Source organism: Burkholderia sp. USMB20, assembly GCF_000949135.2.
Classification (GTDB): Bacteria; Pseudomonadota; Gammaproteobacteria; order Burkholderiales; family Burkholderiaceae; genus Burkholderia.
Genome location: NZ_JTAN02000018.1, coordinates 166206 through 179184 on the forward strand (window position 1 = coordinate 166206; position 12979 = coordinate 179184).

Genomic DNA, 12979 nt, shown 5'->3' on the forward strand with positions numbered 1-12979 from the left:
CATGCGCGCGCGGTGCCGCGCGGCCGCGTCACCAGCCGTACTTCAGCTCGACGCCGACGTAGTCCGCGTTGTGCCCGCCCGCCTGCCGGATCGCGTCGCCGACCTGGAAGTGCACGGCCTCGACCGCGCCGATCAGGTTCGCGGCAATCGTCCAGTCCGCGCGCAGCTGCACGTACATCCCTGTCCACAGGCCGCCCTTGCCCGCCGTGCCCGGCACCGGAATGTTCGGCTGCTGATAGACGGCGTCGCCGGTCGTCTCGCGCCACTGGAAACCCAGCGCGCCGAGCAGCGACAGGTTCGCCGACGGCTTCAGCGTCACGGACGGCTTCACGTGGATCAGGTTCGCATAGCTCGTGTAGCCGGCCAGCGTGAAGTAATAGCCGTTCGGAAACAGCGGATTGAAGGTGCCGACGCGGCCGTCGTGCGGATGCCGGTCGCCCGAGGCCGCATCGATCTGCAACGCGACGCGCGGCGACCACGGCGCATCGAGCTTGTAGCCCGCGATCGAGCCGACTGCCCACGCACCGATCGTGTCGTTGCCGACCGTCCCGGTCTGCAGCATCGTCTCGAGATCCCAGTCGAAACGGCCCTGCGTGCCCGTGTAGCGAACGTCCCACACGTCGCGATGCTCGGCGCCGCTCGCATCGAGGAAACGCGCGTTGCGGCGGTTGTAGCGCGACCAGTAGCCGGACAGGTCGCCCGGCCCGACCGACTGCCGCTCGACGCGCACGCCGCTGAAGGTGAGACCGCGATTGGACACGTCGTCGAAATCGGACGCGTTGCGGTTCTGCACCGGTTGCGTCGCGTAGCCGATGAAGCGCCATTTCCCGTATTCGTAATCGGCCCAGACCGCATCGAACGCCTGCCGCACGTTCGGGCCGTCGCGCGTGGCGATGAAGCGCTGCAGGTCGAACGCCATCTCCTGCCGGCCGACGCGGAACTTGAACGTGCCGCCGCCGAGCGCGCCCGTGTAGGTCGCGAACGCCTGTTCGAGATCGAGCGGGTTCTTGTCGACGGGCGACACCGTGTTCTTGCCGAACGCGCGCGCATCCTGCAACTGCGCGAAGAACTGCCAGTGCTGGCCGAGATGCGCATCGGCATGCACTTCGACGCGCTGGATCAGGTACGTGTCCGATTGCGCGGAGCCGATCCCGAACAGCGGCGCGTCGTTGGTCTCCAGCCGCTCGCGCAGGTTCACGCCGAGCGATAGATAGGACGCCGGATCGTTGCCGAGCGGAATGTATTTCAGTCCGTCGAGCGGCGCACGCGGCACGCACGGATTCGCGAGCACCGACCAGTCCTCCTGCCAGCGATTGAACAGCACCGTCGGGCGCTTGGCCGTGCACGTCGATGCGGCGGTGGCCGTCTGGGTCGCTGCCGGCGTCGAGGTCGAAACCGATGACGCAGCCGAAGGCTGCGCCGGTCCTAGCGTCGATGTCGGTGTCGGTGTCGGTGTCGGTGTCGGTGTCGGTGTCGGTGTCGAAGTCGAAGTCGAAGTTGAAGTCGAAGTCGAAGTCGAAGTCGTTTCAGCCGCCGTTTCCGCGACCGCCGCGTCGGCGCCCGCGCACAACAGCGCCGCGACGACCGACAGGCGCGCGGCCCGTTCGAAGCCGCGGGCGTCGCGTCTGCGCTGCCCCCGCGCGGTCATGCGCGCTCCTGCGCGGCGGGTGCGGCCGCTTGCGCCGCACACAGTGCAAGCGTCGCGAGCGCGCCGACCGGCGCGAGCAGCGCCAGGAATCCGACGTAGCGGAACCCCAGCGCACCGCACGCCGCGCCGAGCGCGAACGCGACGATCGCCGGCAGCATCTTGCCGAAGCGCGCCCGCGCCGCTGCGCGCGCGGCGTCGGCCGTGCCGGCCGACAGCAGGTCGACGACGTCGAGGATCGCCTGCGTCACGTTGCCCGTCATCACCGTGTTCGGCACGCCGCCCGCGCGCGAAATCACGCGCGGATGCGCGTTCTGCACGCCCATCGCGAACGTGCCGACGATGCCGGCCACGAGCGCCGGCAAGCTGTCGGGCTGCGTGACGGGCGTCGCCCACACGCCGGCCGCGCAGAAGCCGAGCAGCAGCACGGCCTGCACCGCATGCAGCGCGCGCGTGCCCTGCCAGGCGGGCCGCCCGGACATCGACCGCGCGATCAAGCTCGCCGCGATCACGCCGCACACGAACGCGGGAAACACGCTGAGCTTCAGCACGACACCCTGGCCGAAGCCCGCGATGCCCGCGCCGATCAGCACGAAGTTGCCCGTCACGTGTGCGGTGAACAGCCCGAACAGCGCGACGAAGCTCAGCGTATCGACGAAGCCGGCCACCGCGGCAAGGATCGTGTCTTCGTGCTTCATCGCGCTGCGCTCGCGTGGATTTCGGCGACGTAGCCGCCCGGGAACTGCACGAGTGCCGCGTCGCGGCCGTCCGCGGTGTACGGCGGCACGAGCACGGTCACACCCGCCGCCTTGGCCTTCTCCAGCGTGGCGGCCAGGTCCGGCACGTCGTAGCCCGTCATCTCGCGCCCGTACGGGTAAGGCAGATGGCCGTCCGTCACGAGCACGGTCATCTTGCCGAAGCCCGATTCGATGCGAATCCGGCGATACGTGTCGTTCGGCCGGCCGATCTCGATGCCCGGCGCCTTCAGGTTGTCGGACACCACCTTGCCTTTCGAGAACTTGACGAAATCGTGCACGAACTTGCGCACGCTTTGCGGCGACACGTAGACCCGGTTCTCGGGGATGGTCTGCAACGCGTCGTAGTTCGGCGCCTGGGTGTGCCAGTAGAGTTGCATGTTCACGCCGCCCGTCCACGCAACGACCGCATCGCGGCCGATCGGATCGGGGAACGTGTCGACGATCACGTCGGCGCCGTGCTCGCGCGCCGACTTCACCGCGACGTCCATGTCGGTGACGAGATAGCCGGTGCGCTCCGCGCAGAACGGATACGGGACCGGCGTCTTGAAGCCGAACACCGAGATCGTGCCGACCGGCGTCAGCACGAGCTGCGACATCGTCTGGCTCGGCGTCGGCGTGACCTGGAACACGCCCTGCTTCGATTTCTTGCCGCCGAACGTCGCGACGAAACTGTCGGTGAAGCGGTCGAAGTCTTCCGGCGCGACGCACACGTGCGTGGTGTCGTACTGCGGACCGACCGCCACCGTCGGCGCGACCGCGGGCGGCACCGGCGGTTTCGCGAACGCGGCAGGCGCGGCGACGAGACCACTGGCAATCGCAAGCGCCAGCAACGCGGAACGAAGGGTTTTCATAACGGATGTCCTTGTTGTTTCTTCAAATGATGCACCGGTCGGGGGAATCCCGGTCAACTGCTTCCGTCGCCGGCCGGTTGCCGCGCATCGTCGAGCACGGTCGCGAGCACGAGTGCCGCGATCAGCCCAAGATGCTCGAAAAAGCTGTTGAGCGCCATGAAATGTTCGGCGCCCGTGCGGTTCCAGAAATCGTTCGCCACGACCATCGCGACGAGCGTCAGCATGCCGAGGCTGCCGGCGCCGAGCCACGTGAAGCGGCGGAACACCACGCACAGCGAGCCGCCGATCTCGACGACAACCGCCAGCGCAGCCCATAGCGCGGGCGGGTGCAGGCCGAAATGCGCCTGCTCCGCGACCGCGCCGTCGAAGTCGAGCGCCTTCGCGACGCCGCCGAGCAGATAGGCGGACACCAGCGCGAGACGCGCGAGCGGCAGGACCCACGGCTGCGACAGCAGCGCGCGGATCCACGCCGGGCTGCCGTAGATGGTACGCGTCGTCATGTCAGACTGCCCAGCACGAACAGCCGAACGCGCCCCAGAAGCCCTTCGCGTCCGAGGTCGGCAGCGTGCTGCCCCACGCACTCGCGTGCGCATGCTGGTGCACGTTGCATGCATTCGCGCAGCCGCACATCGCGGCGGCCGCCGCGCGTTGCAGCGGTGCGCCGCTGCGCTGCGTCGCACCCCAGCCGCCGTAGCCGCCATACTCACGCACTGGCGACCAGTCCGGCATCGCGGGCGGAATCGGCGCGTCGTGCGACGCGAACGGGCCCGCGCCCCACACGATCTTGCCGCCCACCACGGTCAGCAGTGCGGTCGTGCCCGCGATGTCGTCCTCGGCGCACGCGAAGAAATCGCGATCCGGGACGACCACGTCGGCGAGTTGCCCGACCGCGATGCGCCCTTTCCTGCCCACCTCGTTCGAGAACCACGTCACGTACTCGGTCCACATGCGCAGCGCGGTCTCGCGATCGAGCAGGTTGCGCTGCGGGTACATGCGCAGGCCGCCGATCGTCTTGCCTGTCACGAGCCAGGACAACGACACCCACGGGTTGTACGACGCCACGCGTGTCGCGTCGGTGCCGGCCGACACCTTGAGGCCCTTCGACAGCATCTTCGCGACGGGCGGCGTCGCTTCGGCCGCCTGCGCACCGTAGCGCTCGACGAAGTATTCGCCCTGGTACGCCATCCGGTGCTGCACCGCGATACCACCACCCAGCGCGGCGATGCGGTCCATCGATTTTTCGGTAATGGTTTCCGCGTGATCGAAGAACCAGTTCAGCCCATCGAGCGGGATGTCCTTGTTCACCTTCTCGAACACGTCGAGTGCGCGGCTGATCGTTTCGTCGTAGGTCGCGTGCATGCGCCACGGCCAGCGGTTCTGCGCGAGCACGCGCACGACGCCCTCGAGATCGTCTTCCATCTGCGCCGGCAGGTCCGGGCGCGCGACGCGGAAATCCTCGAAATCGGCCGCCGAGAACACCAGCATCTCGCCCGCGCCGTTGTTGCGGAAATAGTCGGTGCCGTCGTGATACTTCGTGCTCTTCGTCCAGTTCACGAAGTCTTCCTTCTCGGCATTCGGCTTCTGCGTGAACAGGTTGTACGCGATCCGGATCGTCATCTCGCCGGCATCGTGCAGCTTGCGGATCACTTCGTAATCGTCGGGATAGTTCTGCGAACCGCCGCCTGCATCGATCACACCCGTCACGCCGAGACGGTTCAGTTCGCGCATGAAGTGGCGCGTCGAGTTGTACTGGTATTCGAACGGCAGCTTCGGTCCCTTCGCGAGCGTCGCGTAGAGAATCGTCGCGTTCGGGTTCGCGAGCAGCAGGCCGGTCGGGTTGCCCGCGGCATCGCGCAGGATCGTGCCGCCCGGCGGCTCCGGTGTGTCCTTCGTGTAGCCGACCACGCGCAGCGCGGCCGCGTTCAGCAGCGCGCGATCGTAAAGATGCAGGATGAACACCGGCGTATCGGGCGCGGCCGCGTTGAGTTCCTCGATCGTCGGCAGGCGCTTCTCGGCGAACTGGTGTTCGGTAAAGCCACCGACCACGCGCACCCATTGCGGCGCGGGCGTGATCGCCACCTGCCGCTTCAGCATGTCCATTGCAACCGCGAGCGACGGCACGCCGTCCCAGCGCAGCTCCATGTTGTAGTTCAGGCCACCACGAATCACGTGGCAGTGGTTGTCGATCAGGCCGGGCAGCGCGCTGCGGCCGCCGAGATCGACGATCTTCGTCGCGCGGCCCGCGAGCGGCATGACTTCCGCGTCGCTGCCGACCGCGACGAAGCGGCCGTCCTTGATCGCGACGGAGGTCGCGACGGGGTTCGCGCGGTCGAGGGTCGTGAATCGTCCGTTGTGGAGGATCAGATCCGGTTGAGTCCCGGTTGCGGTCATATGCATCACCTCGCTTCGATCAGAAGCCAAAGAGCTGTTTGAGGGTGGGGATGGCCTGCACGCCGATCACCATGCCGAGCAACCCGACAAGGGCAATCAGTGGCGGTGCCGGGGAGCGCACCTTGATGGCGCTGTAAATGACACCGATCAGCAAGCCCGCACCAAGGGAAACCAGATAGGGTTCCATACGATCAATTTCTCGGACTGGTTGGAGAGCAGGTCCTGACGTCCCGGCCAACATGCCGCGGACGGCATCCGTGATTCGTTCACGGTCCGCCGCCCGCGGCAACGGCGCCGGTGCGGCGCGTTCGCATCGAACCCGCCGCACCGGCATCGACGGTCGCAGACCGTCCGCGCTTACTTCGCCGGAACGGCCGGGATCGACTCGTGCGGCGTCGCGGTGCGCTGCGGTGCCTTGTGGACCATCGTGTACGCGTAGTCGACGCCCATGCCGTACGCGCCCGAATGCTCCTTTGCGATCGCCATCACGGCGTCGTACGTCTCGCGGTGCGCCCAGTCGCGCTGCCATTCGAGCAGGACCTGCTGCCACGTGACGGGCACCACGCCGGCCTGCACCATGCGCTGCATCGCGAAATCATGCGCGGCCTGCGTCGTGCCGCCCGATGCGTCGGCGACCATGTAGATCTCGTAGTCGCCTTCGAGCATCGCGCACAGCGCGAACGTCGTGTTGCAGACTTCGGTCCACAGGCCGGAGACGACCACCTTCTTGCGGCCGTTCGCGGCGAGCGCGTCGCGCACCTTCTGGTCGTCCCACGAGTTCATCGACGTGCGCTCGAGCGTCTTCTGGTTCGGGAACACGTCGAGCAGCTCGGGATACGTGTGGCCCGAGAAGCTGTCGCTTTCGACGGTCGTGATCGTGGTCGGGATGTTGAATACCTTCGCGGCCTTCGCGAGGCCGACGACGTTGTTCTTCAGCGTCTGGCGATCGATCGACTGCACGCCGAACGCCATCTGCGGCTGCTGGTCGATGAAGATCAGCTGGCTGTTGTGCGGAGTGAGTACTTCAAGCTTCGGGTTGCTCATGGCGGTGATGTCCTTTGACGCGGAGAAAAATGCGGCCTGCCTCGCCGACCCATGCGGGAGGCAGCCAATACGCTGTGCCGGGAGATTCGACAGCCAGCCGGCATCATTCAATACGCAAATTCCCGATCACGCCAATTAATCATTCTGATTCGCGCGGGCCGCGACGCTCAGGCTTAAAAGATCTGAATTTCGTTGAACCGAACCATGGTGAACGCGAAGACCTGATAGGCTGGTCGCGGACTGCCGAAGCGACGCCGGATCGGTAGTTATCCGTATTTTTTACACGGCCGCCATTTCACCCGGATCCCATGAAACCGTACACCGCCTCGCTGTTCGCCGGCCTCCTCGCCGGTATCGTCTATGCGCTGATCGGCGTGCCGTCGCCGGCGCCGCCGATCGTCGCGCTCGTCGGCCTGCTGGGCATCCTGGCCGGCGAACAGATCCTGCCGGTCGCGCGGCGGATGTTCAGCGGTATCCGGCTCGGCACCGCGTGGCGCGATGCGAAGTGCAGCCAGCACATGTTCGGTGCGCTGCCCGGTGCCCACGCACCCGACACCGCCGCGACGCGCCGCGATTCGACGCCGACGTGACGCCGACGTGACGCACGCCCGTTGACCGGATGCAGCCATGCCCGTCCGCGGGCATCGCCACGCCGTCGTGTTCCTTCGATCACGGTGGTGCCACGCGGCCTGGCCCGCGCCATGCCGTTGAGTCCCGTCGCCCGGCCGCGCGATGGATCGTCCTGAACGGTATTGGATCGAGCGGCGCTTGACGTTAACATGGCAGCCCGACGCCTCTCCGTGGAATTCGCCATGAAGCTGTCATTCGAAGCGCTCGAAGCACTGGACGCGATCGACCGCACCGGCACGTTCGCCGAAGCCGCCGAACTGCTGCACCGCGTGCCGTCCGCGCTGACTTACCTCGTACAAAAGCTCGAAAGCGACCTCGACGTCGCGCTGTTCGACCGTAGCGGACGCCGCGCAAAACTCACGCACGCGGGGCGCGTGGTCGTCGAAGAGGGCCGCCGGCTGCTGCATGCCGCCGAACAGCTCGAACGCAAGGCGCAGCGTGCGCAGCAGGGCTGGGAAACCGAGGTCCGGATCTGTGTCGACGAGATCCTGCCGTTCGAGGCGATGTGGCCGTACGTGCACACGTTCTACGGTCTCGAGATGGACACACGGCTGCGACTGTCCACCGAAGTGCTCGGCGGCACCTGGGATGCGCTGATTTCGCGCCGCGCGGATCTCGTCGTCGGCGCCACGGGCGAGCCGCCCGAGCTGCCGGACATCGTGGCACGGCCGATCGGCACGCTCAGGCACGTGTTCGCCGTCGCCCCCACCCACCCGCTCGCGGCGCTGCCGGAACCGCTGTCGCTGGCATCGGTCGTCGCCCATCGCGGCGCGGCGATCTCCGATACGTCCCGCGAGCTGCCGCCGCGTTCGATCGCCGTCGACGCGGGGCAGCCGTATCTCGCCGTCCCTACCCTCGCCGCCAAACTGGCCGCTCAGTGCGAAGGACTCGCGGTGGGCACGCTCCCCGAGTGCATCGCGGCACGCGCGATCGCGCAAGGCAAGCTGGTCGCACGCCAGGTGACCGGCATGCGCGACACGACCCAGTGCTACCTCGCGTGGCGTGGCGACGAGGCCGGACGCGCGCTGCACTGGTGGGTCGAACAACTCGACCGCCCGGATCTCGTCGACCGGTTCACCGCGCTCGCCTGACCGCGCTCTCTTCGCGGCCGCGACCGCCATTGCCCGCCGCCTGCCGCGTCAGCCGAACGAATCGTGCAGGCGCTTCATCTCCTTCTCGAGCCACTCGATCAGGTTGAACGACGCATGCGCGCTCGCGGCCGGCGGCATCCGCATCTTCTCCTCGGTCGCGATGTGCTCGGTGAGCGATTCGCACATCAGCCGCCCCAGTTCGGGCTTCCTCGCGATCAGCGGCGACAGGTCGCGACTGCTCAGCTGATAGGCCGTCACGGCCGTCACCGCGTAGACGCTCGCATGCAGCTGCGTACCGGCGAGCACGACGGACTGGCCGATCGCGTCGCCGGGCGCCATCCGCCTGACTTCCGTGTCGCCCGTCGCGCCGGGCACGAACACCGCCGCGACGCCGGCCGCGACGATCGTCAGCAGGCGCGCGTCGGAGTTCGACGCGTAGATCACCTCGCCCTTGTTGAACACGCGTGACGCGAGCGCATCGGCCAGTATCGCCAGGTCCGCGTCGTCGAGCTGCCTGAACAGCTCGACCGCGCGCAGCAGGCGTTGCCCGCGCGACGCCGGACCGGGTGCCGCCGGCGCGCCCGTCAGCGGGCGCAGCGCGACGTCCGCGGCAGCCAGATGCCGGTGGGCCAGATCGTAGAGCCGGTTGCGGACGTCGATCTTTTTCTGCAGCGAGTCGACGTAACAGACGAGTTCGTATTCGATCGAGTTGGTCCTGAACGCCTTGACGACCGGGATCGGCGCCGGACTGGCGAGCACGTCCAGCGAACTGGCCGCGGCATGCGCGAGCGCATCGACGACGACGGCGGGCCGCGCTTGCGGGTCGAGCTCGATCGTCAGCGTCACGCCGTACACGTTCGCCGGTTCGCTCAGGTTGACGATCGCCGCCTTGGCCGCGACGCTGTTCGGCACGACGACCAGGTTGCCGAGGCTGTCGATCAGCTTGGTCGCGCGCCAGTTGCTTTCGACGACGCGCCCTTCCAGCGCGCCGATCGCCACCGTGTCGCCGAGACGAAACGGCTGCGTGGTATTCAGCACCAGGCCCGAGAACACGTCGTTCAGCGTGTTCTGGACCGCGAGCCCGAGGATGACGGCGACCGCCCCCGACGTCGCGACCACGCCGCTGAGCGGCAGCCCCAGCACGTAGCCCAGTGCGGCGACGGCGGCCGCACCGAACACGGCGCCCGCGGCGATATCGTGGAACAGCCGCTGGTTGCGCCATGCGCGCGGCAGCAGCAGATGATCGAGCATCAGGCTGAACACCAGCGCGCACTGCAGCCACCATGCGACGCCGATCACCTGGATCGCGAGCCGGTCGAACCTGTCGGGCGATGCCGGCACCGCGAGCGGGCTCACGCCGGTCGAGAACAGCACGTAGGTCAACGCTGCGAACGATGCGCAGCGCCACACGGCTTTCGTCGTCGAACGGCCGCGCCCGAGCAGCCGCCAGGCGATCAGGTCGGCAAGAACGATCGGCGCGCCGTAAGCGACCGTGACGGACAGGTTCGGCATGCTGGAATGGGCTGAGAGCGTGCTTCGCGACGGGGGGGACCCTGCGCCGGCAGTCGATGGCGTCGCGACAGCGATGAGCGGACAGTCCCCGCGCATGCAATGTAGACGCGCCGGCCAACCGGGTCCTGTGTTCGGCCTGAAACGTTCTGAATGCGCGGTCGGCGCGCCGCGCTACGCGTCGCGCGGCGGCAGTTCGGCCTCGCCCGCCTCGAACCCGAGCGCATGCACTTCCGACCAGGCGTCGTGCGCGATCTGCGTCGGCCCCGACGTATGCGCGAGCGCGGCCGCATACGCGGCCAGCAGCCGCACGCGTGCATCCGCACGCTCAGGCGTATCGTCGAGATCGCGCATCGCGTCGAGCGCCGCGCGCGCCCGTTCGCGACACTCGTCCACGAGCGACAGGTCGAACAGGCACGGCACCGCGACCGCCGCCAGCGCGATGCCGACCTGCGCGTCGCCGTTCGGCGAAAACGCCCAGTCTAGCGCCGCGCGCAGGTTGCCGAGTTCGCGCCGGATCACGTCGAGCCGCGATTCGACGAGCCGCCCGCCGGTGTCGCCGGGCGCCAGCCTGAACAGCGTGTGGAAGTAGTTCGCATGCGCGCGCGCGGCGGCCGCGCATTCGCCGTTGTTCTCGAGTTGCTGCAGCGCATAGGCGCGCGTCGTGGTCAGCAGCCGGTAGCGCGGCGCGCCGTGCGTGCTCTCCAGGCTCAGCAGCGATTTCGACACGAGGCCGGCGATCGTGTCGAGCAGATCCGCGTCGGTCAGTCCCTTCGTGCCGACGATCTCCCGCACCGCGTCGATCGAGAAGCCGTCCCGGAACACGCCGAGCCAGCGCAACAGCAAACGTTCCGTGTCGCCGAGCAGGCGGTAGCTCCAGTCGTACATCGCCTGCAGCGTCTGATGACGCGGCAACGCCGTGCGAAAACCACCGGTCAGCAACCGGAAATGGTCGTCGAGATGCGCGGCGAGCACGTCGATGCCGAGCACGGCCGCGCGCGCCGCGGCCAGTTCGATCGCGAGCGGCAGGCCGTCGAGACGCCGGCAGACCGACGCCATCAGTGACAGGCTGCGTTCGTCGAGCGGAAAGCGCGGGTCGGCGGCGCGGGCACGCGCCGAGAACAGCTGCACCGCGCTCGCGCCCGCGGTCTCGCGTTCGTCCGCGCCCTCGCCGGGCACCTCGAGCGGCGGGACCGGACACAGTCGTTCGCCCTGGATGCGCAGCGCCTCGCGGCTCGTCGCGAGGACGCACAGGCCGGCATCCGCCTCGGTCAGCGCGGTCGCGATCCGCGCCGCAGCGTCGAGCAGATGCTCGCAATTGTCGAGCACCAGCAGCATGCGCCGATGCGCGACGCTGGCGAGCACCGCTTCGAGCGTCAGCGATCCCGCCGGCTGCACGAGTTCAAAGGCGCCGGCCAGCGCGTCGGGCACGAATTGCGGACACGCCACCGTGGCGAGCGATACGAACGCGGCGCCATCCGGAAAGCTCGCTTCGGCGCGCATCGCCGCTTCGAGCGCAACCCGCGTCTTGCCGATGCCGCCGGCACCGACCAGCGTCACGACGCGTGCGGTGTCGAGCGCGGCCAGGACCTCGGCGACCGTCTGTTCCCGGCCGATGAGTTCCGTCGGGGCAAGCGCCAGCCGCGACGTCGCGCGACGCACGGGCGCCGCGCGCTCGGCTTGTCCGCCAACCAGCCGGTAGCCGCGCCCCGGCACCGTGACGATCAGGTTCCGGTCGTCCGCGAGTGCCTTGCGCAATGCGGCGACGTGCACCTGCAGGTTGTTTTCCTCCACGACCGTGTGCGGCCACACGCGCTGCATGATCTCGTCTTTCGATACCAATGCGCCGTTCGCCCGAATCAGGAGTTCGAGAATTTCGAATGCGCGACTGCCGATTCTCAGCAGTTTGCCGTTCGAGCGAATTTCACGTCTGTCGAGAAAGACGTGAAGCGTTCCAATCCGGATCATGTGAATTTCTAATCGTTTCCATTCGTTGATGCCCTGTCAGGAATGACACCGCCGCGTTGCCAATGCTACGGCATTCGCTCCGATCGATGATTCAAATTATCAGAACCCAATGGACAAATTTTTTGAATCGATGAAAACCACGAGCGGCCGAGGCACACCGTCGATGCGCGAAATAGTGATTCACCGATGAACCCGTTTCATGTGACAGAACTTCGCCATTCCGGATTCGTTTCTGCAACCCGATCATTTGCCGTGGCGATTTGAATGAATTGCATTTCCACTTCGGGAAAAATGACTCGCGACATTTCGGCAGAACCGATTCCAGATGTGCCGAACGGTCGATTTTTCCGTTCAGAACGATTCAGGCCACGCTCAAGACATTCAGCCGCGCGGCGCGAGACGATGTGGGCACCGGGCGAGCGCCGTCACGCCGCGAGGAGGACGACCATGGGGCACCGTATCGCCGGCATCCCGATTCCCGACAGCGCGCTCGCACGGGCAGCGGCCGCGACCGTGCGCGCCAGCGGGCCTGAACTCCTGTTCCGGCATGCGATGCGCGTGTTCGCGTTTGCATCGGTCATCGGCACGCGTCGCGGCATCGCCTTCGAGGCCGAACTCCTGTACGTCGCCGCGCTGTTCCACGACATCGGACTGACGGAACGCCACCGGCACTCGCGCCGGCGCTACGAAGTCGACGGCGCGAACGTCGCGCACGCGTTCCTCGGCGGATACGGCGTCGCCGCGGAAGACGCGGCCGAGGTTTGGCGCGCGATCGCGCTGCACACGAGCTTCGGCGTCCATCCTTGCATGACGCCCCTGACCGCGTTGCTCGGCGCGGGCATCGAGACGGATCTCTTCGCGCTGCATTTCGACGAAGTCAATCGCGCCGAACGCGACGAGATCGTGCACGCGTGGCCGCGCGGCCCGTGCTTCAAGGAGCTGTTCCTCGAGGCGCTCGCCGCGGGCACCGCGCATCGCCCCGAAACCGCGTTCGGCAACGTCGTCGCCGACGTGCTCGAGCGCTGCGACCCGGACTATCGTCGGACGAATTTCTGCGGCCTGGTGCTCGGGTCGAAATGGGCGGAGTGAGCG

At 67.5% G+C, this 12979-nt stretch carries 12 protein-coding genes; 3 read left to right on the plus strand and 9 right to left on the minus strand.

Annotated features, from left to right (window positions below; genetic code table 11):
• Positions 1-28 precede the first annotated feature (28 nt).
• The 7 genes from PL79_RS23005 to PL79_RS23035 form a co-directional block, all read right to left on the minus strand.
• Positions 29-1648 (minus strand): alginate export family protein, encoded by a 1620-nt coding sequence (locus PL79_RS23005; protein WP_044846140.1) that lies wholly within the window; start codon positions 1646-1648, stop codon positions 29-31.
• On the minus strand, positions 1645-2343 hold the full coding sequence (locus tag PL79_RS23010) for a YoaK family protein (protein WP_044846118.1): 699 nt from the start codon (positions 2341-2343) through the stop codon (positions 1645-1647). Before PL79_RS23010 ends, PL79_RS23005 begins: the two co-directional genes overlap by 4 nt.
• Complete coding sequence (locus tag PL79_RS23015; RefSeq protein ID WP_044846119.1) at positions 2340-3254, minus strand: VOC family protein; 915 nt, start codon at positions 3252-3254, stop codon at positions 2340-2342. The genes PL79_RS23010 and PL79_RS23015 overlap by 4 nt, the downstream gene beginning before the upstream one ends.
• 53 nt (positions 3255-3307) lie before the next feature.
• Complete coding sequence (locus tag PL79_RS23020; protein WP_044846120.1) at positions 3308-3754, minus strand: DoxX family protein; 447 nt, start codon at positions 3752-3754, stop codon at positions 3308-3310.
• Position 3755: 1 nt separating this feature from the next.
• Complete coding sequence (locus tag PL79_RS23025) at positions 3756-5645, minus strand: amidohydrolase (RefSeq protein WP_135801125.1); 1890 nt, start codon at positions 5643-5645, stop codon at positions 3756-3758.
• Between the two features lie 19 nt (positions 5646-5664).
• Positions 5665-5832 carry a DUF1427 family protein gene (locus PL79_RS23030; RefSeq protein WP_044847131.1) on the minus strand — a complete coding sequence of 56 codons (168 nt, stop codon included), beginning with the start codon at positions 5830-5832 and terminating at the stop codon, positions 5665-5667.
• A gap of 170 nt (positions 5833-6002) precedes the next feature.
• A complete protein-coding gene (locus tag PL79_RS23035; protein ID WP_044847130.1) occupies positions 6003-6689 on the minus strand; it encodes a hydrolase in 687 nt (228 codons plus the stop codon).
• A 308-nt stretch (positions 6690-6997) separates the two neighbouring features.
• Between PL79_RS23035 and PL79_RS23040 the strand changes: the two genes are divergently transcribed.
• Positions 6998-7279 carry a XapX domain-containing protein gene (locus tag PL79_RS23040; RefSeq protein ID WP_044847129.1) on the plus strand — a complete coding sequence of 94 codons (282 nt, stop codon included), beginning with the start codon at positions 6998-7000 and terminating at the stop codon, positions 7277-7279.
• A gap of 222 nt (positions 7280-7501) precedes the next feature.
• Entirely contained in the window at positions 7502-8410 is a 909-nt protein-coding gene (locus PL79_RS23045) for a LysR family transcriptional regulator (protein ID WP_044847128.1), read from the plus strand.
• A gap of 48 nt (positions 8411-8458) precedes the next feature.
• On the opposite strand, the gene PL79_RS23050 is transcribed toward PL79_RS23045, so the two are convergent.
• Entirely contained in the window at positions 8459-9922 is a 1464-nt protein-coding gene (locus PL79_RS23050; protein ID WP_044847127.1) for a mechanosensitive ion channel family protein, read from the minus strand.
• A gap of 171 nt (positions 9923-10093) precedes the next feature.
• Positions 10094-11887 carry an ATP-binding protein gene (locus PL79_RS23055; protein ID WP_044847126.1) on the minus strand — a complete coding sequence of 598 codons (1794 nt, stop codon included), beginning with the start codon at positions 11885-11887 and terminating at the stop codon, positions 10094-10096.
• A gap of 264 nt (positions 11888-12151) precedes the next feature.
• Between PL79_RS23055 and PL79_RS23060 the strand changes: the two genes are divergently transcribed.
• The gene (locus PL79_RS23060) at positions 12152-12976 is read left to right on the plus strand and encodes an HD domain-containing protein (RefSeq protein WP_328592071.1); all 825 of its coding nucleotides are present in this window, start codon (positions 12152-12154) and stop codon (positions 12974-12976) included.
• The last annotated feature ends 3 nt before the right edge of the window (positions 12977-12979 follow it).